The 21,552-nt window shown below is 68.5% G+C and carries 21 protein-coding genes and 1 riboswitch; of the genes, 13 read left to right on the top strand and 8 right to left on the bottom strand.

Annotation, left to right across the window (positions count from 1 at the left end):
- Nucleotides 1–131 precede the first annotated feature (131 nt).
- A complete protein-coding gene (locus tag ACQPYK_RS45685; RefSeq protein WP_433246699.1) occupies nucleotides 132–983 on the bottom strand; it encodes an ABC transporter ATP-binding protein in 852 nt (283 codons plus the stop codon).
- Complete coding sequence (locus ACQPYK_RS45680) at nucleotides 976–1,911, bottom strand: ABC transporter permease (RefSeq protein WP_433246696.1); 936 nt, start codon at nucleotides 1,909–1,911, stop codon at nucleotides 976–978. Before ACQPYK_RS45680 ends, ACQPYK_RS45685 begins: the two co-directional genes overlap by 8 nt.
- Before the next feature lie 503 nt (nucleotides 1,912–2,414).
- On the opposite strand from ACQPYK_RS45680, the gene ACQPYK_RS45675 reads away from it, so the two are divergent.
- The 5 genes from ACQPYK_RS45675 to ACQPYK_RS45655 all read left to right on the top strand — a co-directional run bounded on the left by ACQPYK_RS45675 (nucleotide 2,415) and on the right by ACQPYK_RS45655 (nucleotide 8,044).
- Entirely contained in the window at nucleotides 2,415–4,043 is a 1,629-nt protein-coding gene (locus ACQPYK_RS45675) for a peptide ABC transporter substrate-binding protein (protein WP_433246693.1), read from the top strand.
- A gap of 120 nt (nucleotides 4,044–4,163) precedes the next feature.
- Nucleotides 4,164–5,087 carry an ABC transporter permease gene (locus ACQPYK_RS45670; RefSeq protein WP_433246690.1) on the top strand — a complete coding sequence of 308 codons (924 nt, stop codon included), beginning with the start codon at nucleotides 4,164–4,166 and terminating at the stop codon, nucleotides 5,085–5,087.
- A complete protein-coding gene (locus ACQPYK_RS45665) occupies nucleotides 5,080–5,997 on the top strand; it encodes an ABC transporter permease (protein ID WP_433246687.1) in 918 nt (305 codons plus the stop codon). Before ACQPYK_RS45670 ends, ACQPYK_RS45665 begins: the two co-directional genes overlap by 8 nt.
- Nucleotides 5,998–6,006: 9 nt before the next feature.
- A complete protein-coding gene (locus ACQPYK_RS45660) occupies nucleotides 6,007–7,044 on the top strand; it encodes an ABC transporter ATP-binding protein (protein ID WP_433246684.1) in 1,038 nt (345 codons plus the stop codon).
- Nucleotides 7,028–8,044, top strand: a complete 1,017-nt coding sequence (locus ACQPYK_RS45655) for an ABC transporter ATP-binding protein (protein ID WP_433246681.1) — start codon at nucleotides 7,028–7,030, stop codon at nucleotides 8,042–8,044. The genes ACQPYK_RS45660 and ACQPYK_RS45655 overlap by 17 nt, the downstream gene beginning before the upstream one ends.
- A 64-nt stretch (nucleotides 8,045–8,108) precedes the next feature.
- Here the strand turns inward: ACQPYK_RS45655 and ACQPYK_RS45650 are convergent, their stop codons facing one another.
- The 4 genes from ACQPYK_RS45650 to ACQPYK_RS45635 all read right to left on the bottom strand — a co-directional run bounded on the left by ACQPYK_RS45650 (nucleotide 8,109) and on the right by ACQPYK_RS45635 (nucleotide 11,333).
- On the bottom strand, nucleotides 8,109–8,630 hold the full coding sequence (locus ACQPYK_RS45650) for a hypothetical protein (protein ID WP_433246678.1): 522 nt from the start codon (nucleotides 8,628–8,630) through the stop codon (nucleotides 8,109–8,111).
- A 256-nt stretch (nucleotides 8,631–8,886) separates the two neighbouring features.
- A complete protein-coding gene (locus tag ACQPYK_RS45645) occupies nucleotides 8,887–10,071 on the bottom strand; it encodes a lipid-transfer protein (RefSeq protein ID WP_433246675.1) in 1,185 nt (394 codons plus the stop codon).
- Nucleotides 10,068–10,472 carry a Zn-ribbon domain-containing OB-fold protein gene (locus ACQPYK_RS45640; RefSeq protein WP_433246672.1) on the bottom strand — a complete coding sequence of 135 codons (405 nt, stop codon included), beginning with the start codon at nucleotides 10,470–10,472 and terminating at the stop codon, nucleotides 10,068–10,070. Before ACQPYK_RS45640 ends, ACQPYK_RS45645 begins: the two co-directional genes overlap by 4 nt.
- A 57-nt stretch (nucleotides 10,473–10,529) precedes the next feature.
- Entirely contained in the window at nucleotides 10,530–11,333 is an 804-nt protein-coding gene (locus tag ACQPYK_RS45635; protein WP_433246669.1) for an SAM hydrolase/SAM-dependent halogenase family protein, read from the bottom strand.
- 142 nt (nucleotides 11,334–11,475) lie between these two features.
- Between ACQPYK_RS45635 and ACQPYK_RS45630 the strand changes: the two genes are divergently transcribed.
- The 3 genes from ACQPYK_RS45630 (at nucleotide 11,476) to ACQPYK_RS45620 (ending at nucleotide 13,319) form a co-directional block, all read left to right on the top strand.
- The gene (locus tag ACQPYK_RS45630) at nucleotides 11,476–11,778 is read left to right on the top strand and encodes a DUF3263 domain-containing protein (protein ID WP_433246666.1); all 303 of its coding nucleotides are present in this window, start codon (nucleotides 11,476–11,478) and stop codon (nucleotides 11,776–11,778) included.
- Between the two features lie 162 nt (nucleotides 11,779–11,940).
- Complete coding sequence (otsB, locus tag ACQPYK_RS45625; RefSeq protein WP_433246663.1) at nucleotides 11,941–12,714, top strand: trehalose-phosphatase; 774 nt, start codon at nucleotides 11,941–11,943, stop codon at nucleotides 12,712–12,714.
- A gap of 35 nt (nucleotides 12,715–12,749) precedes the next feature.
- Nucleotides 12,750–13,319, top strand: coding sequence for a hypothetical protein (locus ACQPYK_RS45620; protein WP_433246660.1), 570 nt, complete (start codon nucleotides 12,750–12,752; stop codon nucleotides 13,317–13,319).
- Here the strand turns inward: ACQPYK_RS45620 and ACQPYK_RS45615 are convergent.
- Both ACQPYK_RS45615 and ACQPYK_RS45610 read right to left on the bottom strand, forming a co-directional pair.
- Entirely contained in the window at nucleotides 13,306–14,463 is a 1,158-nt protein-coding gene (locus ACQPYK_RS45615) for an MFS transporter (protein ID WP_433246657.1), read from the bottom strand. The two genes, ACQPYK_RS45620 and ACQPYK_RS45615, sit on opposite strands and share 14 nt — an antisense overlap.
- Before the next feature lie 204 nt (nucleotides 14,464–14,667).
- Nucleotides 14,668–16,092 (bottom strand): alpha,alpha-trehalose-phosphate synthase (UDP-forming), encoded by a 1,425-nt coding sequence (locus tag ACQPYK_RS45610; RefSeq protein ID WP_433246654.1) that lies wholly within the window; start codon nucleotides 16,090–16,092, stop codon nucleotides 14,668–14,670.
- Between the two features lie 101 nt (nucleotides 16,093–16,193).
- Between ACQPYK_RS45610 and ACQPYK_RS45605 the strand changes: the two genes are divergently transcribed.
- The 5 genes from ACQPYK_RS45605 to groL all read left to right on the top strand — a co-directional run bounded on the left by ACQPYK_RS45605 (nucleotide 16,194) and on the right by groL (nucleotide 21,302).
- Nucleotides 16,194–16,751, top strand: a complete 558-nt coding sequence (locus ACQPYK_RS45605; protein ID WP_433246651.1) for an RNA polymerase sigma factor — start codon at nucleotides 16,194–16,196, stop codon at nucleotides 16,749–16,751.
- 309 nt (nucleotides 16,752–17,060) lie between these two features.
- A riboswitch (SAM riboswitch) is annotated at nucleotides 17,061–17,201 on the top strand.
- Nucleotides 17,202–17,215: 14 nt separating this feature from the next.
- Entirely contained in the window at nucleotides 17,216–18,505 is a 1,290-nt protein-coding gene (gene thrC / locus ACQPYK_RS45600) for a threonine synthase (RefSeq protein ID WP_433246648.1), read from the top strand.
- A 23-nt stretch (nucleotides 18,506–18,528) separates the two neighbouring features.
- Nucleotides 18,529–18,804: a MoaD/ThiS family protein gene (locus ACQPYK_RS45595; protein WP_433246645.1), complete on the top strand. Its 276-nt coding sequence runs from the start codon at nucleotides 18,529–18,531 to the stop codon at nucleotides 18,802–18,804.
- A gap of 331 nt (nucleotides 18,805–19,135) precedes the next feature.
- Nucleotides 19,136–19,336 carry a cold-shock protein gene (locus ACQPYK_RS45590; protein WP_113704857.1) on the top strand — a complete coding sequence of 67 codons (201 nt, stop codon included), beginning with the start codon at nucleotides 19,136–19,138 and terminating at the stop codon, nucleotides 19,334–19,336.
- A gap of 340 nt (nucleotides 19,337–19,676) precedes the next feature.
- Nucleotides 19,677–21,302, top strand: coding sequence for a chaperonin GroEL (groL, locus tag ACQPYK_RS45585; protein ID WP_433246640.1), 1,626 nt, complete (start codon nucleotides 19,677–19,679; stop codon nucleotides 21,300–21,302).
- Nucleotides 21,303–21,552: the final 250 nt, after the last annotated feature.

Here is a 21,552-nt window from a genome sequence, read left to right as displayed (position 1 = left end):
ATTCACCTCCGATGGGAGCGTTTAGCCGGTCGCTCCTCATCCTGCCCTGCCGCCGGGCCTCGGTGCGGGCGGCAGGGTGCGGGTCGCGCGGCGCGTCCGACGGTGAACGCCTGGTTCGCGGGGCGCCGGGCTCAGGCGTTGTAGGCGGCGAGGACCGTCTGCGGGTCGCCGTCCATCTTGATCTTTCCCTTGTGCAGCCAGATGACCCGGTTGCAGGTCTCCTCGATCACGTCGAGGTTGTGCGCGACCAGGAAGACCGTGCCGGCCTCGTCGCGCATCTGCTTGATGCGCTCCTGGCTCTTGCGCTTGAAGTCGCGGTCGCCGGTGGCCAGGGCCTCGTCGATGAGCAGCACGTCGTGGGCCTTGGCGGAGGCGATGGCGAAACGGAGGCGGGCGCCCATGCCGGAGGAGTAGGTGGACATGGGGAACTGGACGAACTCGCCGATGCCGGAGAAGTCGACGATCTCGTCGTACTTCTCCTTCACCTGTGTGGGGTTCATGCCCATCGCGTAGCAGCCCAGCACGATGTTGCGCTCGCCGGTGAGCTCGCGCATCAGCGCGGCGTTGACGCCGAGCAGGGACGGCTGGCCGTCGGTGTAGACGGCGCCCGAGTGGGGTGGCAGGAGCCCGGCGATGGCGCGCAGCATGGTGGACTTGCCCGAGCCGTTGCGGCCGATGATGCCGATGGCGTCGCCGTGGTGGGCCACGAAGGAGACGCCGCGCACGGCGTGCACCTCCTTCATCTGCGGCCTGCCCTGACGCTTGAGCAGGCGCATGAGGGCGTTGGCCGCGTTGCCCTTCTCGGCCTCGGTGGCCGCGCCGTACACGCGGTAGATGATGTGCAGGTCGTCCACGATGACCGTCGGGGTGCCCGCGCGGCTGTTGCCTGCGGGGTCCGGGTTGGGGTGCACCCGGACGTCCGTGCTCGGGACGCCGGGTTCCTCAGCCTTCACTTGGGACAGCTCCTCGGTCAACTCAGCCACGGCCGTACTTCTCCTCGGCTCGCCAGAAGTACCAGAAGCCGCCGAGCAGGGCGAACACGGCCCAGAATACGCAGACGGACCATACCCACGAACTTGCGACATGTGTCCGCATGAGCAGGTCGCGCATCAGTTCGATGTAGGCGGCGGCGGGGTTGGCGTACATGACGTCCGCGACCCACTGCGGCAGGTGGTTTTTTACGACGATCTTGTCCTGGATCGAGAAGAAGACCCCGGAGGCGTAGAGCCAGGTGCGCGTGATGAACGGCAGCAACTGGTTCAGGTCGCGGGCGGTGGCGCCGATGCGGGCCAGCACCAGGCTGGCGCCGATGTTGAACATCGTCTGCAGCAGCAGCGCGACCGGGACCAGCAGCCAGAGCCAGGTGATCGGCTCACCGGTGATCAGCACCAGCACGAACAGCACGCCCATCGAGATCAGGAGCTGCTGGAACTCCTGGATCGTGTAGGCGAGCGGAAGCGCCGCGCGCGGGAAGTGCAACGCACGGATCAGTGCCAGGTTGCTGGAGACGGCCTTGGCGCCGCTGCTCACCGAGCGCTGGGTGTAGGTGAAGACGAACATCCCGGTGATGAGGAACGCGGGATAGTTCTTGATGTCCCCCTTCGCGCCGAGGATCAGGCCGAACATCAGGTAGTAGATGCCCGCGTTGAGCAGGGGGGTCAGGACCTGCCAGAGCTGGCCCAGGGCTGAGTTGCTGTACTTCGAGACGTTGCGCGAGGTCGCGTACGTCATGACGAAGTGCCGTCGTTCCCACAACTGGCGCAGGTAGACGGGCAGACTGGGGCGTGCGATGGCACGCCGAAGTCCGTAACGCTCGGCGAGCTTGGCCAGCGGCTCTTGCCCCTTGTCTGGGGTGCCGTTACTCGGGCCGCCCGCCTGGGCGTCCGCGATCGCGGATTCCGGCTGGCTCATGGCAAGGACTCTATTGGATGCGAGTGGTTGAAGTGCCTACGGCGGTGGTCCGCCGCACACATTGGACGGGATCTCCTCGAAGGAGGTTCCAGGGCAATGGGGTGGTTCGCCTGCGAACCTCCCTGCCTCCCGCGGCGTGGTCAACGTTAGCCCAGGTGGAGGTCGCCCGCGGGCAATGGATGCAAGCACTCACGGCGCGGGGGTATTTTGGCGTGACCGTTCACGCCCTACATGTGCCCCTATGTCCGCTTGTGGCCTTTATGGGAATCTGGACCGGTCGAGCTGGTAGACGCGTGACGCCGAACTGGCATGCGCGTGACCGAACCGCAACATCACAGAGACATCTGGGTGTGGAGCGGTACGGGATAGTCGCGTCCGACTGGTGTGGTGTCACCACCTCGGCCGGGACGCCGGGAGCCTGGGACCACAACATCCCCTTCCGGACTGTCCGGGCTTGAGGACCTCAATGGCGACGTCCACCTGTAAAGGGAGGAATTACCACCATGCGCGTTACTAACGGCGCACGAATCATCGCTGGTACCGCGCTGCTCGCCCTGGGGCTGGCCGCGTGCGGCGGCGAATCGTCCACGGGCGGGGCGGCCTCGGCCGACCAGCCCGTGCGAATGGAGCTCGGTGAGCCGCAGAAGCTCTTCTATCCCGGTGACACCACCGAATCCGAGGGCTCCGAGGTGCTGTCGGCCGTCTTCGCCCCGCTGGTGGACTACGACGAGAACAAGCAGGTCGTCAACGACGTCGCCGAGTCGATCAAGACGACCGACAACAGGGTCTGGACGATCGAGATCAAGCCGGGCTACACCTGGCACGACGGCAAGCCGCTGGTCGCGCAGAACTACGTCGACGCGTGGAACTACGCCGCCAACCAGGACAACGCGCAGGGCGCCAACGGCTTCTTCAGCCGCGTCGAGGGCTGGGCCGACCTGAACCCGGGCGAGGGCCGGCCCGTCTCCACCAAGGAGATGAAGGGCCTGAAGGTCATCAACGACACCACCTTCAGGGTCACCCTGAGCAAGCCGTTCTCCCAGTTCAAGACGATGCTGGGCTACACCGTGTTCTACCCGCTGCCCAAGGTCGCCTTCGGTCCCGACGGCAAGATCACCGAGAAGTACGCCAAGCAGCCGATCGGGCAGGGTTACTTCAAGCTCGACAAGCCCTACAACAAGGGCACCGACCAGACGATCGACCTGACCCGGTACGACGCGTTCCCCGGGGAGAAGCCGAAGTTCGACAAGCTCCAGTTCAGGCTCTACTCGAACTCCGAGACCGCGTTCAACGACCTGCGCGCGGGCAACCTGGACGTCCACGACTCGCTGCCCCCCTCGGCCATCGCCAGCGCCAAGGCCGAGCTCGGCGAGCGCTACATGGACGAGGCCGACGCCGGCGTCGGCTACATCGGCTTCCCGATGCAGTACAACAAGACCTACGCGAACGTGAAGGTCCGTGAGGCCATCTCCATGGCCATCGACCGCAAGACGATCGCCGAGACGGTCTTCTCGGGCACCCGCGCCCCCGCCGACGACTTCATCAACCCGCTGCTCGACGGCTACCGTCCGGGCGCCTGCGCGGTCTGCACCTACGACCCCGCCAAGGCCAAGGCGCAGTACGCCGCCAACAACGGCCCGAAGACGCTGGAACTGGGCTACAACACCGACGGCCCGCACAAGGAGTGGATCGAGGCCGTCGCCAACAACCTCCGCGCCAACCTCGGCGTCCAGGTCACGGTGAAGCCGTTCGAGAAGTTCGCCTCGATCCTCGACGAGCTGGACAAGAAGACCTACGGCGGCATGTTCCGCATGGGCTGGGCGATCGACTACCCGTCCGCGGAGAACTACCTGACCCCGGTCTTCTCCACCGTCGCGATCAAGACCGGTTCCAACTACGCCGGCTGGTCCAACAAGGAGTTCGACGACCTCCTCGCCGAGGGCGACGCCGCCGAGACCCAGAAGGAAGGCCTGAAGTCCTACCAGCGGGCCGACGACATCCTGATCAAGGAACTGCCGTACATCCCGGTGTACTTCTACCGGACCAACGCCGCGTTCTCCCAGCATGTCAAGGGGGTCAAGCTCAACCTCCTCAACCAGGTCGAGTGGACCAAGGTCGAGAAGGCCGCCTGACGGACGGCCACGGGCCGGGCACGTGAGCCCGGCCCCATGAAGCTGCCTCGGGCAGGCTCCGGCACCGCACACCCCGATGCGGCGTCGGGGCCGGCCCCGAGGCGTGTACGGGAGGCTTGAATGGGCCGCTACATCATCAGGCGCCTGATCCAGGCGATACCTGTCCTGCTGGGCGCCACCCTGCTCATCTACGCCATCGTCTTCGCGCTGCCCGGCGACCCCATCGCGGCGCTGGCGGGCGAGAAGCGGATGGACCCCAACATCGTCGAGATCCTGCGGGAGCACTACCACCTGAACGACCCGTTCCTGGTGCAGTACTGGTACTACCTCGTGGGCCTGTTCCGCGGCGACTTCGGCACCACCTTCGCCGGGGTCCCGGTCAACGACATCATGGCGGGCAAGTTCCAGGTGACCATCAACCTGGCGATGACGGCCCTGGTCATGGAGGCGATCATCGGCGTCGGCCTCGGCCTGTACGCGGCGCTGCGCCACGGCAGGGCCCAGGACTCGATGGTCCTCGCCTCCACGCTGGTGCTGATCTCCATCCCCACGCTGGTCACCGGCTTCGTGCTCCAGCTGTCGCTGGGCGTCAAGGTCGGCCTCTTCCCCGTGGCGGGCGTCATGGACGGCTGGCGCAGCTACCTGCTGCCCGGCTTCGTGCTCGCCGGGACGTCGATCGCCTACCTCACCCGGCTGACCCGGACCAGTCTCGTGGAGACCCTGCGGGCCGACTACATCCGCACCGCGGTGGCCAAGGGCCTGCCCCGGCGCCGGATCGTCGGACGGCACGCGTTGCGCAACGCGCTGATTCCGCTGATCACCTATCTCGGCGCGGACCTCGGCACGCTGATGGGCGGAGCGGTGATCACCGAGACGATCTTCAACCTGCCCGGCATCGGCCAGCAGCTGTTCAGCTCGGTCTACCTGCGCGAGCAGTCCGTGGTCGTGGGCATCGTGACCATGCTGGTGCTGATCTACATCCTGGCCAACCTGGTCGTCGACCTGCTCTATGCCGTGCTCGACCCGAGGATCCGCTATGAGTGACACCCTTGCCCCGACCGCCCGGCGCGCCAAACACAGCAAACGAGCCAAGCCGCCCAAGGCCGCGAGCCTGTGGAGTGACGCCTGGCACGATCTGCGCCGTCGCCCGCTCTTCATCGGCTCGGCCGCCCTTATCTGTATTTTTCTTGTCATGTCGGTATTTCCGGGGCTCTTCACCTCGGTGGACCCGTTCGACGCCGCGAGCTGCCGGCTCGCCGAGGCCCGGCAGGGCATGGGCGGCGCCCACTGGTTCGGCACCGACAACCTCGGCTGCGACGTCTACGCCCGGACCGTCTACGGCGCCCGCAACTCGATCGTGGTGGGCGTGACGACCACGATCGTCACCGCGCTGGTGGGCGGCCTGCTCGGCCTGGTCGCGGGGTTCAAGGGCGGCGCGGTGGACACGCTGCTCTCCCGGATCACCGAGATCTTCTTCGCGATCCCGTCGATCCTCGGCGCCCTGCTCATCCTGGCGGTCTTCCGCACGGGCAACGTCTGGACCGTCATGCTGGCGCTGGCCGTACTGGCCTGGCCGATGACATACCGCATCATGCGGGCCGCGGTGATCACCGCCAAGGGTCAGGACTACGTGGTCGCGGCCCGGGCGCTCGGCGCCTCAGCGCCCCGGATCATGTTCCGGCACATCCTGCCGAACGCGGTCGCGTCCGTGATCGTGGTCGCCACGATCAACCTGGGCGGTTTCATCGCCGCCGAAGCCGGGCTGTCGTTTCTCGGCGTCGGTCTGCGCTCGCCTGACATCTCCTGGGGACTTATGATCTCCGATGCCCGGGAACGCTTCCTGGAGGCTCCGGGTCCGCTGCTCTTCCCGGCGCTGTTCTTGAGCCTGACCGTGCTGGCCTTCATCATGCTGGGTGACGCGGTCCGCGACGCCCTCGACCCGAAGCTGCGGTAAGGGGGACCTGTGAAGAAGACCTCGACGTCGGTACTGCCGGCCGGGGGAGCCCTGGGCGACGAACCCCTGCTCGCCGTCGACGACCTGCACGTGGAGTTCGTCACCAGGCAGGGCGTCGTCAAGGCGGTCAACGGGGTCAGCTACTCGCTGAACCCCGGCGAGACGCTCGCCGTGCTCGGCGAGTCGGGCTCCGGCAAGTCGGTGACCGCACAGGCGATCATGGGCATCCTCGACATGCCGCCGGCCCGCATCCCCCGGGGCGAGATCCGCTTCCGGGGCACGGACCTGCTCGGGCTGTCGGAGGACGCCCGCTCCCAGGTCCGCGGGCAGCGGATCGCGATGATCTTCCAGGACGCGCTCTCCGCGCTGAACCCGGTCTTCACCGTGGGCTCGCAGATCGGGGAGATGTTCCGGGTGCACCGGGGCACCTCCCGGCGCGACGCCGAGAAGAAGGCCGTCGAGTTGATGGACCGGGTCCGCATCCCCGGCGCCAGGCAGCGGGTGCACGACTACCCGCACCAGTTCTCGGGCGGCATGCGCCAGCGCATCATGATCGCGATGTCGATCGCGCTCGACCCGGAGGTGCTGATCGCCGACGAGCCGACCACGGCTCTCGACGTGACGGTGCAGGCCCAGATCATGGAACTCCTCGCCGAACTGCAGCGCGAGAGCAACATGGGCCTGATTCTGATCACTCACGATCTCGGCGTGGTGGCCGACGTGGCCGACAAGATCGCGGTCATGTACGGCGGGCGGATCGTGGAGAACGCCCTCGTGCACGACATCTACCGGGCCCCGGCCCACCCGTACGCCAAGGGACTGCTGGACTCCATCCCCCGGGTCGACCAGAAGGGCCAGGAGCTGTACGCCATCAAGGGCATGCCGCCGAACCTGCTGGCGATGCCCACGGGCTGTGCTTTCCACCCCCGATGCCCCTACCGTCAGGACAACTGCGTCACCGACGCGCCGCCTCTGTACGAGATCGGCCCGACGCGCAGCAGCGCCTGTCACTACTGGAGGGAGGCCCTCGATGGCAGCCACGGGTGAGCCGATCCTTGAGGTCCGCGACCTGGTCAAGCACTTCCCGCTGAATCAGGGCGTCATCATGAAGAAGCAGGTCGGTGCGATCAAGGCCGTGGACGGGGTCTCCTTCGACCTGCGCCGCGGTGAGACGCTCGGCATCGTGGGGGAGTCGGGCTGCGGCAAGTCCACGCTGGCCAAGCTCCTGATGGCCCTGGAGCGGCCGACCTCCGGCTCCGTGAAGATCAACGGCCGGGAGATCGCCCGTGCCAGGGGCGCCGAGCTCAAGCGGGTGCGCCGCAACATCCAGATGGTCATGCAGGACCCGTACACTTCGCTGAACCCCCGGATGACCGTGGGCGACATCATCGGCGAGCCGTACGAGATCCACCAGGAGGTCGCTCCTAAGGGGGACCGCCGCCGTAAGGTGCAGGAACTGCTGGAGGTCGTGGGCCTCAACCCCGACCACGTCAACCGCTACCCGCACCAGTTCTCCGGCGGCCAGCGCCAGCGCATCGGCATCGCCCGCGGACTGGCCCTCCAGCCGGAGATCATCGTCTGCGACGAGCCGGTGTCCGCCCTCGACGTGTCGATCCAGGCCCAGGTGATCAACCTGCTGGAGCGGTTGCAGGACGAGTTCGACCTCGCCTACATCTTCATCGCTCACGACCTGTCGGTGGTGCGCCACATCTCCGACCGGGTCGGTGTGATGTATCTGGGCAAGATGGTGGAGCTCGGCAAGGACACCGAGATCTACGACCGCCCGGCCCATCCCTACACTCAGGCGTTGCTGTCGGCGGTGCCGGTGCCCGACCCGGACGGACGGGAGCGGCGCGAGCGGATCATCCTCCAGGGCGACCCGCCGTCCCCGGCCAACCCGCCGTCGGGCTGCCGGTTCCGCACCAGGTGCTGGAAGGCGCAGGACATCTGCGCCGAGCAGGAGCCGCTGCTGCAGATCCGGCCCGGCACCGCGCACGCGAGCGCCTGCCACTTCGCCGAGTCCCACGACGTGGTGCACGCCTCCTGACCGGCGCGTCGGAGTGACGAACGGTGAGAGCCCCTCATGCGACCATGAGGGGCTCTCAGCGGGTTCAGTAGTGGCAGACCCGGACGCGCTGGCAGTGGCGGGTGGACAGGCCGGTCGAGTTCCAGGTGTTGAACGAGCCGCCGGAGTACACCGTGCTTCCGGCGTTGACCGAGCTGGAGGCGTTGACTGCGGCGGTCGCTGCGACGTTCACGGTAGCGGCGGCGTTGGCTGCGGCGTTGGCTGCGGCAGCGGCGTTGGCCGCGGCGGTTGCCGCGGTGTCGGCGGCGGCGTTGGCCGCGGCGGTAGCTGCGGCGTTGGCGGCGACTGCGGCGTTGACCGCTGCGGCGGCGTTGGCTGCGGCGTTGGCGTTGGCTGCGGCGTTGGCCGCGGCGGTTGCCGCGGCGTTGGCGGCGGCGTTGGCGGCGGCGCTGGCGTTCGCGTTGGCTGCGACTGTGGCGTTGGCGGCGGCGGTAGCTGCGGCGTTGGCGGCGGCGTTGGCTGCGACCGCGGCGTTCACCGCGACGTTGACGTCGACGCTGACCCGAATATCGAGACTCAGGTCGAGGCCGAGGGTGAGACCGCCCAAGAGGCTGATGTTGGAGCGACAGCGGTCGTCACAGCCCGTGCTGTCGGCGGAAGCGACAGTGGCCGGGCCGGCCACCGCGAGCCCGGCGATTACGGAAGCCGCGAGAATGCGACGGATCATGATGTTGTCTCCCCCGAATACCCTGGGGGAACACGTCGCCGTCGACGCGTTCCGCGACAGGGTGACTACAGACTGTTGCCCAAAAGTATGGTTGCCGCACCCGAGCCGGGTCCAACACCGCCGGGGCTGGTGTCCGTCAAGTGGTGGCGATGATGGCGGAGCCGTGGCCGAACAACCCCTGGTTGGCGGCAAGGCCGATCCTGGCCCCGGTAATCTGGCGCGCCCCGGCCGTTCCGCGGAGCTGCCAGGTGAGCTCGCAGACCTGGGCGATGGCCTGGGCGGGGATGGCCTCGCCGAAGGAGGCGAGCCCGCCGGAGGGATTGACCGGGATCCGGCCGCCGAGCGCGGTGTCCCCGGCGCGCAGCAGCTTTTCGGCCTCGCCCGGCGGGCACAGGCCGATGTCCTCGGCCCAGTCGAGCTCCAGCGCGGTGGAAAGGTCGTAGACCTCGGCGAACGACAGGTCGGCGGGGCCCAGGCCCGCCTCCTCGTAGGCGGCGTGGGCGATGGCGGCGCGGAAGGTTCGCTCGGCGGGCGGCACCGCCGCGGTGGAGTCGGTGGCGAAGCTCGCCAGCCCGAGGACCGTGTCGGGGAAGGACGGCGTCACCGTGGAGACGGCCGCGAGCCGTACCGGGTCGCTCGCGCCGTGGCGGCGGGCGAAGTCGTCCGAGGCCAGCACCAGCGCGGCGCCGCCGTCGGAGGTGGCGCAGATGTCCATCAGCCGCAGCGGGTCGGCCACCATCGGCGAGGCGAGCACCTGCTCGACGGTGGTGGTCCGGCGGTAGCGGGCATTGTCGTTGAGAGAGCCGGCGAGGGCGTTCTTGACCTTGACGGCGGCGAAGTCCTCGGCGGTGCTGCCGTACAGGGCCATCCGCCTGCGTGCGTAGAGAGCGAAGTACGCCGGGTTGGTGGCGCCGAGCAACCGGAACCGGAGCCAGTCGGGGTCGTCCGGCCGGTCGCCGCCCACCGGCGCGAAGAATCCCTTCGGAGTGGAGTCGGCTCCCACGACCAGCGCCACGTCGCAGAGCCCGGCGAGGATCCGGGTGCGGGCGATGTCGATGGCCTGCGCGCCCGAGGCGCACGCCGCGTAGCAGGACGCGATGCGCGCGCCGCTCCAGCCCATCGCCTGGGCGAACGTCGCGCCGGCGATGAATCCCGGGTAGCCGTTCCTGATCGTGCCGGCGCCCACCACGAACTGCACGTCGGTCCAGTCCAGGCCCGCGTCGCGCAGTGCGGCCCGGGTGGCGGCCACGCCGTACTCGACGAAGGGCCGTCCCCACTTGCCCCACGGGTGCATTCCCGCGCCCAGGATGACGGCGCTCACGGCCTGCCCCACATCCACACCAGCGGGCCGTCGGCGAGCGGGGCCACGGTCAGCTCCAGCTCCATGCCCACGTGCAGGTCCTCCACGGCCAGATCTCTGACCTGGCCGAGCACGACGATCCCCTCCTCGGCGAGCTCCACCGCCGCGAGGGTCACCGGCGTGTACGGCTCGGCCGTCACGAACGGCGCGGGAGGCGGGTAGCAGGCGTTGGTGTAGGACCAGACGGTGCCCCGCCGCGAGAGCCGTGTCACCGCCAGGTCCTCGCCCGTGCAGTGGGGGTTGCGGCAGAACCCCGTCTGGGGTGGGAAGCAGACGGTCCGGCAGTCGGCGCAGCGGGTGCCGAGCAGATGCGCGACGCCGTCCTCCACGACGAACCAGCCGTCGATCACGGGTGTGGTCATAGGGCAACTATTACACAAGCGCTTGCTAGGTAACATCCCCCGCCCGCGGGCGTCCGGTCAGGGCGCGAGGGACAGCCGCACGTGGGCGCCCGGAGGAAGGCCCAGCCGCTGGGAGGCGTCCCCGGAGTTGACAGCCAGCGCGATCAGCCCGGCCGAATCGGCGAAGGCGACCAGCTCGCCGGGGGGAACGGCGGCGAAGGTCTCCCGGAAAGGCACCGCGACCTGCCTGCGGCCCAGCTGGACCGCCAGCGTGTCGCCCGGCCGCACGCCCAGGGTGAACAGGTCGCCCGCGCTGATCGACAACTGGGTGTTGCCGTAGCGGTCCACCGACAGTACCTCGCCCTCCACCACGCCCTCGCGCACCAGCGAGGTCGGTGTGGGCAACGAGACCAACCGCTCCAGCGGGATCTCCGGTCCCAGCTCGGGCAGGGCGTGCCCGACCGTCAGGTGCGCCGCCACGGGCGCGAAGATGTCGCGTCCGTGGAAGGTCGGCGAGACCGGTTTCCTGAAGAACTCGTCGTTGGTCAGCTCGTACGCGGCCTTCGCGCCGCCGCTGGCGTGGGCCGCCCACGACAGCACGCCGTTGTCCGGGCCCAGGAACACGTGGTCGCCCGCCTCGACCGCCACGGCCCGGCGCGAGCCGCCCCCGGGGTCCACCACGGCGATGTGCACGCCGACCGGGAGATAGGGGATCGTCTGCGCCAGGATCGCCGCGGCCCGCCGTATGTCGCCGGAGGGGACCAGATGGCACACGTCGATGATCCGCGACTCCGGCGAGATCGCGACGATCACGCCGTGGCAGGCGGCGACGTAGCCGTCTTCCAGGCCGTAGTCGGTGAGAAGGGTGATGACTGAGGTCACATCTGGTGACTGTACGTCTCCGGATCCGTGATGAACAGCTGGAAATGCATGCGTCGTAACCAGCCCGAAATTCCCGACTATCCTGACAGCGGGCCGCGCGTACGCGGTGTGATCATCGCGTGCCCGACCGAGGAGGACACCAATGGACACTGCGCCGATCCCCGGTGACAGTGCTGCTCAGGAACCGGCCCTGCGGGCTCTGACGGACCGGGAGCGGGAGCTTCTCGCCTTCGAGCGGCAGTGGTGGCGTTACGCCGGGGCCAAGGAACAGGCCATCCGCGAGGCCTTCGACATCTCGGCCACCCGCTACTACCAACTGCTCAGCGAGCTCATCGACAGGCCGGAGGCGCTGGCCCACGATCCGATGCTGGTCAAGCGCCTGCGCCGGCTCCGGGAGAGCCGCCGCCGCGACCGTGCCGCCCGGCGGATGGGCCTGCGCCCCTGATCTCCGGTTCCGGCCGGCGGGACGGAGCACGGCCGGGCTGAGCCGGATACGGCCGGGTGGAGCTGGGTACGGCCAGCCAGAGGAAGCAGCCGGACCGGTCCCACGGAGAGCGGGCCACGCGAACCGCGCGGGACGGCGAAGCCGACGAGGAGCCGAGTGAGCATGACCGTGAACACCCCCGATGGACTGCGCGCGATCGTGGACGACCCCGCGGGGGCGGTGATCGGGCTCGACTTCGACGGCACGCTCTCCCCGATCGTGCCCGACCCCGCGGCGGCCAGGATCCATCCGGACGGTCCCGCGGTGCTGGCCAGGCTCGGCCGCCTGGTCGGCGCCGTGGTGGTCGTCACCGGCCGCCCGGCCGCCACGGCCGTCGAGTACGGTTCCCTGGCCGATGTGCCGGGACTGGTCGTGCTCGGCCACTACGGCCTCGAACGCTGGGAGGCGGGCACGCTCACCGCGCCTCCCGTCCATCCCGGCCTGGCCCGGGTACGTGCCGAACTGCCCAGGTTGATCTCCAGGTTCGAGGGGGTCGGCTACGAGGACAAGGAACGGGCGGTGGCCGTGCACACACGCCGGACCGCCGACCCGCAGGGCACGCTGGAGGCGCTGCGGGAGCCGGTCGCCAAGCTTGCGGCCGAGGCGGGGCTGACGGTCGAGCCGGGCAAGTTCGTGCTGGAGCTGAGACCGCCCGGCGTGGACAAGGGGGTGGCACTGGGCGCCTTCCTGGAGGCGCGGTCGGCGCGGTCGGTGCTGTTCGCCGGTGACGACCTGGGAGATCTGCCGGCCTTCGCGGCCGTGCGGGCCTGCGGGCTGCCCGGCGTGACGGTGTTCAGCGGGTCGGCCGAGGTCACCGTGGAGGCCGACATCGTCGTGGACGGGCCCGCCGGGGTGATGGAGCTGCTCGGCTCGATCGCCGATGCCATCGAACGTTAAGTCATCGGCAAGTGGGGACGAGTAGCTTTCCCGGCATGAGAAAGACCGCTTCCGTCCTTGCCGCCCTGGCCGCTGCCGCCCTGATCGCCGCCCCGATGGCCGCCTCCGCTTCGGCCACGCAGCGCCTGTCCTTCCGGGGAATGAACCTGACGATCCCCTCCGCCTGGAGGGTGCATCGCGACGGCGACCAGGTCAAGGTGATCACCGGAACGTGCGGTGAGCCGTCCGGGGGCTATTTCACGCCCGGGTGCGACGCCTTCTGGATCTTCGGCCCGAAGAGGATCAAGTACGGGCACGAGGGGTTTTCGGCCTATACGCCCGAGCGCCCCTTCTACCCCGCCAGCGATGTGCAGCGCTGCCCCTTCAACGGCAAGCACGGTCAGGTCCTCGGCAAGGCCACCGTGGCGGACCTGCGCCAGGTCGGAGCCGGGCACAAGGCGAACTACCGGTCCTGGTCCGGCCGGTGCGTGAAGTACACCAACGGCGAGCAGACCGCGACCTTCGACCAGCGTGAGTGGTTCCTGCCCAAGTCGAAGATCCTCGTGGTCGACGTCTGGAACACCCCAGGCCTGGCGGGCGTGCTGAAAGGCGCTACCTGGAGCTGACCAGGATCCCGCCGACGGCCAGCCCGATCAGGACGGGCACCATCACGAACGCCCGCTGGGTGCCGAACCCGTCGGCCAGCGCGCCCAGCAGGAGCGGTCCCATGCCCACCGCGAGGCCGGCGAAGATGGAGGCGGCGGCGGTGGCCTGGTCCGCCCGCCCGCCGGAGGCGTCCAGCACGCGCGACAGAGCCAGCGGGAAGTGCAGCGAGACCCCGAGCCCGGACAGGGCCAGGCCCACGTAGGACAGGACGGGGGTACGGCTGAGCCAGAAGAGCGTCCAGCCGGCGGCGGTGAGCGCGAGGGCGCCGACGAGCAGGGGCGCGGGCCGCACCCGTAGCGCCAGCCGCGCTCCGGTGAACCGCCCGGCCGCCAGGCCGGCCGTGAACGCGGTCAGCCCGGTCGCGGCGACCGCGGCCGACAGTCCGGTCTGGTCGGCGAAGAGCTTGGCCGCCCACAGGTTGAAGCAGAACTCCAGCGCGACGCAGCACAACAGCACGGTCCCCGCGACGTAGAAGCGCCAGCCGAACCGAGCCCCGCTCTCCGGGCCGGCGACGGCCGCGGCGTTCTCGCGCTCGGGGATCCAGATTCGGCCCATGGTCAGCGCGAGCAGCGCGGTCAGGACCGGGGTCATCAGCAGCGCCGCCCGCCAGCCGAGCGCGGTCTGCGCGGCGAAGCTGACGACGAACGGGGCCGCGATGCCGACGGTCACCCCGACGGCGTTGGCCTCGCTGATCGCCGCGGCGCCCGCCGGGCCGTGGTGGTCGTTGAGCGCGGCCATGCCGGCGTAGAGGGTGATCGACGCCATCCCGCTGGCGATGCCGTACCCGGCGAGGGTGACCGGCAGCGTGGTGCCCGTCATCACCAGCAGGACACCGACATTCATTCCGGCCAGCCCCAGCCAGGTCACGGCCCGGCGGCCGATCCTCCTGGTGAGCCAGGGAAGCGCGAGCCCGGTGAGGATGCCGCCGACCGCCATCGAGGTGCCGTGCAGTCCGGCGACCCCCTGCGACACGCCCTGGTCGATGCGGAGCATCGGAAGCGCGGCGCTGAGGCCGTAGAGGTAGGTGGCGAAGGTGCCGAGCTGCAGGTAGATGAGCCAGGTGGCGCGATCACGGGTCAACCGGACGGGAGTGATCGTGGTCACTGGTTCCCTCGGGTGGGCGACAGACGGATTTTCTCGCAAACTATCTCACGGCGGGACAAACGTTCTAGAGCTCGTTCGGTGTTTCAGCGGAGGGCGGTGCGCCGGTCCGGGTTTCGGCGTCCCGGTGAAGGGCGGCGAGCAGGTTCGGCTTCGGTGTCCCGGTGGGAGCGGTGAGGGCGGTGCGCCGGTCCGGGTCTCGGCGTCTCAGCAGAGCGCGTCGAGCTGGTCGGAGAACCAGCGGCGCGGGGGGAGCGCGGTGGCCGCGGCCGACAGGCTGGCCCCCCTGCGGGCGCGCTCCTCCTCGGGCATCACCAGGCCCTCGTGGAGGGCTGCGGCCGTGGCCGAGACGTCATAGGGATTGACCATGAGCGCGTGCTCGCCCAACTCGGCGGCGGCGCCCGCCTCGCGTGACAGGACCAGCGCGCTGTCGGGGGACAGCACGGGACCCTCCTTGGCCACGAGGTTCATGCCGTCGCGGATCGGATTGACCAGCAGCACGTCGGCCAGCCGGTAGGCGGCCAGCGAGCGAGGGTAGTCGTCGTGCACGTTGAGGATCACCGGGTCCCAGTCCTCGGTGGCGTACTCGTCCTCGATCTCCTGGGCGCAGCGCTGCACCGCCGCGGTGTATTCGCGGTATTCGGGCAGATCGTGACGGGAGGGATAGGCGAAGGCGAGGTGCACGACGCGGCCGTGCCACTCGGGGTGGGCCGCCAGGAACTCCCGGTAGGCGGTCAGACCCCGGACGATGTTCTTCGACAGCTCGGTCCGGTCGATCCGTACGATCAGCTTGCGGTCGCCGACCTGGTCGCGCAGGGCGGCCATGTGCGACTCGACGTCGGGTTCGGAGGCTCGCGCCCACAGCGCCTTGCCGTCCACGCCGAGGCTGTGCACGCCGATCCGGGTGGTTCTGCCCCCGTGGGCGACCGTACGGCCCGCGCGGTCGACCTCCGCGCCGAGCACCGTCTCGCAGCAGTCCATGAAGGCTCCCGCCCAGCGCCCGGTCAGGAATCCCGCGTGGTCGGCGCCCAGGATGCCTTCGAGGAGCTCGATCCCGACGTCGTCGGGCAGCAGGCTGAAATACTCCGGCGGCGCCCACGGGGTGTGCGAGAAGTGGGCCACCCGCAGGTCGGGCCGCTCGCCTCTCAGCATGGCCGGAACCAGGGTCAGGTGGTAGTCCTGCACCATCACCCTCGCCCCGTGCGCGGCCTCCTCGGCCAGAGCCATCGCGAACGCCTCGTTGTAGGCCTGGTAGGACTCCCACTCCCGGCCGAAGCGGGCGTCGAACTGCGGCTGGTTGGGGGTGTCGTAGAGGAGATGGTTGACGAACCAGAGAGTGGAGTTCGCGACCGCGTTGTAGGCCCGGTGGAAGATCGTCGGAGGGATGTCGAGCATCCGCACCGCCCCGGTGTCGTAGCCGGCGTGGTCGAGCCGGCCGCCGGGTGCGAGCCGTACGGCGCTCCGGTCGCCGTCGGACAGCGCGGCGCAGACCCAGAGCATGTCGAGGTCCTTGGCCACCTCCGCCAGACCGGACACCAGGCCGCCGCCTCCCCTGCGCATGCTCAGGGAGCCGTCCTCGGAGAGAGTGAAGGAGACGGGGCCGCGGTTGGAGGCCACCAGGATCGCGTTCATTAGATCCCCTCGCCTAGGGACATGCTTGTCCCGAAGGTTAACCAAACATAACCCTCGACCGTAGGATGTCCAGCGACTGTGACCGCTGATGGGGGCTCGCGATGGCGCTGGACGAGACGACCGAGGAACTGGCCCGCTTGGCAGCCCAAGGCGATCACCGCGCGCTGGGCGAGTTGCTCAAGCGCATCGAACCGGACGTGCTGCGGCACTGCGGGCGCATCCTGCCCTATCGGCAGGACGCCGAGGAGGCGTGCCAGGACACGCTGCTCGCGGTGGCTCGTAACATCGGCCGGTTCGAAGGGCGGGCCCGGTTCACCACGTGGCTGCACATCGTAACCGCCAACTGCGCCCGGACCACCTACCGCTCGCTTAAGCGGCGCTCGGCCGAGCAGACCTCGGACGAGCTGCCGTTGCAGCGGCCCGACGTCGCCCGGGTGAGCGTGATCGCCGGATCCCGGCTGGACCTGCTCGACGCGATGGAGGCGCTGGAGGCCGAAAAGCCCGAGCTGGCCCAGGCGTTGGTGCTGCGCGACATCTGCCAGCTCGATTACAACGAGGTGGCCGAGCAGCTCGGCATCCCGCTCGGCACCGCCAAGTCCCGGATCCACCAGGCGCGCAAATACGTCCAGGGTGCGTTGGGCGACGCCTACGGCTTCTGAACGCGGCGTGACGTCGGCCGTTTCACCAGGGCCGTGGTTTCACCGGGCCGTGGTTTCACCGGGGGCGTGAAGGTGATCCCGGCACCGCGGCCTGGACGCTCGGACTCCATCGCTTCGCCGCGAGTTTGTCCACATGCTGTGGACAACGTGCGGTCGCGGGTGCGTGCGGCGTGTTTCGCGGCCGACGATCTGGCGAGAATGTCCGACAGGTAACACATTGCGTCTTGCACAGTGAGACACCTGGTCAGGATGGCGGCAAGGCGATGTAGAGTGCGTAGGACCTGCTCGTCAGGTTTCCAACTGAATATTTGCTCATCCAGAGGGGTGGAGGGACCGGCCCTGCGAAGCCCCGGCAACCCTCCCGGTTCAAGACTCGTGATCTGACGAGGTCGGCCGGGACAGGTGCCAATTCCGGTCTGTGACCAGGGTGGTCGCAGACGAAGATGAGGGAAAGGCCTCGCTTCATGGCGCTCGCAAGCACTGAAACCACCACCTCGCCCGTTCGCGTCGAAGACACGCGGAACAAGCCCTTCGGCCCCGCCGCGGCACTGTCCTGTCGCGAGTGCGGTGCCCGCTACGACCTCGGTCCCAGCTTCGCCTGCGTCGAGTGTTTCGGGCCCCTTGAGATCGCCTACGACTTCGGGCGCGTGACCCGGGAGCAGATCGCCGAGGGGCCGACGAACATCTGGCGCTACCGCTCGCTGCTGCCCGTCCCGGCGGACGTGGCGACCAAGCCCAACATGGCGCCCGGCTGGACCAAGCTGGTCAAGGCCGACAACCTCGCCCGTGAGCTGGGCATCCGCTCGTTGCACGTCAAGGACGACTCCGGCAACCCCACCCACTCCTTCAAGGACCGCGTGGTGGCCATCGCCGTCGAGGCGGCCCGTAACTTCGGCTTCCACACCCTGTCCTGCTCCTCCACCGGCAACCTGGCCGGCGCGGTGACCGCGGCCGCGGCACGGGCCGGGTTGGACGCCTGCGTGTTCATCCCCGCGGACCTGGAGGAAGCCAAGATCGTCATGGCGTCGGTCTACGGCGGCAGGCTCGTCGGCATCAAGGGCACCTACGACGACGTCAACCGCTTCTGCTCCGAACTCATCGGGGACGAGCTGGGCGACAAGTGGGGCTTCGTCAACGTCAACCTCCGGCCTTACTACGCCGAGGGCTCCAAGACCCTGGCCTACGAGATCGCCGAGCAGCTCGGCTGGCGGATCCCCGACCAGATCGTCATCCCGGTCGCGTCCGGCTCCCAGCTCACGAAGATCGACAAGGCTTTCAAGGAGCTGATCGCGCTCGGGCTCGTCGAGGACAAGCCGTACAAGATCTTCGCGGCCCAGGCCGAGGGCTGCTCCCCGGTCTCCGCCGCCTACAAGGCCGGTCACGACGTGATCCGCCCGGTCAAGCCGGACACCATCGCCAAGTCGCTGGCGATCGGAAACCCCGCCGACGGCCCCTACGTGCTGGACATCGCCCGGCGCACCGGGGGCGCGGTGGAGGACGTCACGGACGCCGAGGTCGTCGACGCGATCCGGCTGCTGGCCAGGACCGAGGGCATCTTCGCCGAGACGGCGGGCGGCGTGACCGTCGGCGTGCTGCGCAAGCTGGTGGCCTCCGGGCGGCTCGACCCCGATGGGGAGACCGTGGTCCTCAACACCGGCGACGGTCTCAAGACCCTCGACGCGGTGGCGGAACAGGCTCGCCCCACCGCCGTCATCCGGCCGTCTCTCGACGCATTCCGTACGGCTATCGCCTAGAAAATCGTGAAAGGTACTGAACTATGAGCGTTTCTGTGCGGATTCCGACGATTCTCCGAACCTACACCGATGGTACCGCCGAGGTGAGCGCCGAGGGCGAGACCCTGCGCGACGTTCTGCAGAAGCTCGATGCCGACTTCCCCGGGATCGGTGCTCGCATTCTCGATGAAACGGGCAAGATTCGCCGTTTTGTCAATGTCTACGTCGGAGATGAGGACGTCCGATTCGCGGACAACCTTGACACGGCGACGCCCTCCGGCGTTCAGATCTCCATCATTCCGGCGGTCGCCGGAGGCTGAGCGCCCAGCACTCGTCCCGCGGCTCCGGCCGCGTCTCCACGACACCCGCACCCGGTCCGACCGGGTGCGGGTGTCGTGTTTTGCGACGTGAGGCCATATCTCCGGGGCGGAGATACGATGCAATTTTTAACCAGATAAACACTCCGGCAAAAATCCACACCGCCCCTGAATGTGTACGTAAAGCAGTAGTTTGCTGATTGACTCTGTTGCCCTACGGTGTCCCACAGGTATGGTCGAGAACGATCGACGTAGGCGATGTCTACGCCTCGAAGATTGCGGACTTCGCGTGAGGAATGGGCGATGTCCTCAAGTCAAGTAAGAGGAGTCGGAAGTGGCGCAAGGCACCGTCAAATGGTTCAACGCGGACAAGGGCTACGGCTTCATCGCGGTCGACGGTGGTAAGGATGTGTTCGTCCATTACTCCGCGATCATGATGGATGGCTATCGCGCGCTCGAGCAGGGCCAGCGGGTCGAGTTCGAGATCACGCAAGGTCAGAAGGGTCCCCAGGCGGAATCCGTCCGGACGGTCTGACGTAGCCGTTCCGTCCATTCGTCGGGAGGCGACGGAAGCTCCCGTGGCAGCGCAGTCCACGAGGATCCTCCAGCGCTTCGACCCGGCTCGCCGCTCCACCGGCGGGCCGGGTCTTCGCTTTTCGGACATGGCTCCGGTCTAAGCTGGACGCAGGTCAGAGCGCCGCGGCTTGCACTCGGCAGGGTAGAGTGCTAAACAGTTCGTTGGCACTCCCTGTTGGAGAGTGCCAACCCTGGATCGAGACGATGGGACCCGCCGAACGGAGTCGCGGGTTCACATGCCGTCGCGGGCGTCGACTCGATCCGGTGCAAGCCACCCTGCGTTTGGGAGGTCTAGCCGTATGGCAGCCAAGATGATCGCGTTTGACGAGGACGCCCGGCGCGGTCTCGAGCGCGGTATGAACCAGCTCGCGGACGCCGTCAAGGTGACCCTCGGCCCCAAGGGCCGTAACGTCGTTCTGGAGAAGAAGTGGGGCGCCCCCACGATCACCAACGACGGTGTCTCCATCGCCAAGGAGATCGAGCTCGAGGACCCCTGGGAGAAGATCGGGGCCGAGCTCGTCAAGGAAGTCGCCAAGAAGACCGACGATGTCGCGGGCGACGGCACCACCACCGCCACCGTGCTCGCCCAGGCTCTGGTACGTGAGGGCCTCCGCAACGTCGCCGCGGGCGCCAACCCGATGTCCCTGAAGAAGGGCATCGAGGCCGCCGTCGAGCGCGTCTCCGAGGAGCTCTCCAAGCTGGCCAAGGACGTGGAGACGAAGGCGCAGATCGCCTCCACCGCCTCCATCTCCGCGGGCGACCCGCAGATCGGCGAGATGATCGCCGAGGCGATGGACAAGGTCGGCAAGGAAGGCGTCATCACCGTCGAGGAGAGCAACACCTTCGGCCTGGAGCTTGAGCTCACCGAGGGCATGCGCTTCGACAAGGGCTACATCTCGCCCTACTTCGTGACCGACCCGGAGCGTATGGAGGCCGTCCTCGACGACCCGTACATCCTCGTCGTCAACTCCAAGGTCTCCGCCAACAAGGACCTGCTCCCGGTCCTCGACAAGGTCGTGCAGGCCGGCAAGCCGCTGCTGATCATCGCCGAGGACATCGAGGGCGAGGCCCTGGCCACCCTGGTCGTCAACAAGATCCGTGGCCTGTTCCGCTCGGTCGCCGTCAAGGCCCCGGGCTTCGGTGACCGCCGCAAGGCGATGCTGGGCGACATCGGCATCCTGACCGGTGCCCAGGTCATCAGCGAGGACCTCGGCCTCAAGCTCGAGTCCACCTCGCTGGACCAGCTCGGCCGCGCCCGCCAGGTCATCGTGACCAAGGACGAGACCACCATCGTCGACGGCTCCGGCGACGCCGAGCAGATCGCCGGCCGGGTCAACCAGATCCGCGCCGAGATCGAGAACACCGACTCCGACTACGACCGCGAGAAGCTCCAGGAGCGTCTCGCCAAGCTGGCCGGCGGCGTGGCCGTCATCAAGGCCGGCGCGGCGACCGAGGTTGAGCTCAAGGAGCGCAAGCACCGCATCGAGGACGCCGTTCGCAACGCGAAGGCGGCCGTCGAGGAGGGCATCGTCCCCGGCGGTGGCGTGGCCCTGCTGCAGGCCGGCGCCAAGGCGTTCGACAAGCTGGAGCTGCTCGGTGACGAGGCCACCGGCGCCGCGATCGTGCGCAAGGCTCTTGAGGAGCCGCTGAAGCAGATCGCCGTCAACGCCGGCCTTGAGGGCGGCGTCGTGGTGGAGAAGGTGCGCAACCTCACCCCCGGTGAGGGTCTGAACGCCGCCTCCGGCGAGTACGTCAACATGTTCGAGTCGGGCATCATCGACCCGGCCAAGGTGACCCGTTCCGCTCTGCAGAACGCGGCGTCCATCGCGGCGCTGTTCCTCACCACCGAGGCCGTCATCGCCGAGAAGCCCGAGAAGGCCGGTGCCGCTCCCGCAATGCCGGGCGGCGGCGACATGGACTTCTAAGTCCAGCCGCTTTCACAGAAAGAGGCGACCCCGAGCTTCCGGGGCCGCCTCTTTTCGTGTTCCCCTCCGGGCCGTTCACCTCTTCGGGCCGTTCACCCCTCCGGCCGTCCCTCTTCCGGTCGCTCACCGCTCCGGTCGTTCCTCTTCCGGCCTCTTCCGGCCGTTCGCCGCTCCTTCGTTCGCCGCGGCGCGATCCGAGAGGCGACCGAACCCGTTCTTTTCCATGCGGTTCACGATCTGTAAAGAGGCC

The sequence above is a fragment of the Streptosporangium sp. CA-135522 genome (assembly GCF_050949235.1).
In the GTDB taxonomy this organism is placed as follows: Bacteria; Actinomycetota; Actinomycetes; order Streptosporangiales; family Streptosporangiaceae; genus Streptosporangium.
Note: the sequence above shows the minus strand (reverse complement) of the source record. Positions and strands in the feature narration are given on the sequence as shown.

What these genes read in the sequence shown, in the direction of transcription:
- ACQPYK_RS45610 (WP_433246654.1), bottom strand. Translation starts at nt 16,092, where the DNA reads ATGAACGCGATCCTGGTGGCCTCCAACCGCGGCCCCGTCTCCTTCACT.
- ACQPYK_RS45675 (WP_433246693.1), top strand. Translation starts at nt 2,415, where the DNA reads ATGCGCGTTACTAACGGCGCACGAATCATCGCTGGTACCGCGCTGCTC.
- otsB (WP_433246663.1), top strand. Translation starts at nt 11,941, where the DNA reads ATGACCGTGAACACCCCCGATGGACTGCGCGCGATCGTGGACGACCCC.
- ACQPYK_RS45630 (WP_433246666.1), top strand. Translation starts at nt 11,476, where the DNA reads ATGGACACTGCGCCGATCCCCGGTGACAGTGCTGCTCAGGAACCGGCC.
- thrC (WP_433246648.1), top strand. Translation starts at nt 17,216, where the DNA reads ATGGCGCTCGCAAGCACTGAAACCACCACCTCGCCCGTTCGCGTCGAA.
- groL (WP_433246640.1), top strand. Translation starts at nt 19,677, where the DNA reads ATGGCAGCCAAGATGATCGCGTTTGACGAGGACGCCCGGCGCGGTCTC.
- ACQPYK_RS45655 (WP_433246681.1), top strand. Translation starts at nt 7,028, where the DNA reads ATGGCAGCCACGGGTGAGCCGATCCTTGAGGTCCGCGACCTGGTCAAG.
- ACQPYK_RS45665 (WP_433246687.1), top strand. Translation starts at nt 5,080, where the DNA reads ATGAGTGACACCCTTGCCCCGACCGCCCGGCGCGCCAAACACAGCAAA.
- ACQPYK_RS45620 (WP_433246660.1), top strand. Translation starts at nt 12,750, where the DNA reads ATGAGAAAGACCGCTTCCGTCCTTGCCGCCCTGGCCGCTGCCGCCCTG.
- ACQPYK_RS45595 (WP_433246645.1), top strand. Translation starts at nt 18,529, where the DNA reads ATGAGCGTTTCTGTGCGGATTCCGACGATTCTCCGAACCTACACCGAT.
- ACQPYK_RS45640 (WP_433246672.1), bottom strand. Translation starts at nt 10,472, where the DNA reads ATGACCACACCCGTGATCGACGGCTGGTTCGTCGTGGAGGACGGCGTC.
- ACQPYK_RS45670 (WP_433246690.1), top strand. Translation starts at nt 4,164, where the DNA reads ATGGGCCGCTACATCATCAGGCGCCTGATCCAGGCGATACCTGTCCTG.
- ACQPYK_RS45680 (WP_433246696.1), bottom strand. Translation starts at nt 1,911, where the DNA reads ATGAGCCAGCCGGAATCCGCGATCGCGGACGCCCAGGCGGGCGGCCCG.
- ACQPYK_RS45605 (WP_433246651.1), top strand. Translation starts at nt 16,194, where the DNA reads ATGGCGCTGGACGAGACGACCGAGGAACTGGCCCGCTTGGCAGCCCAA.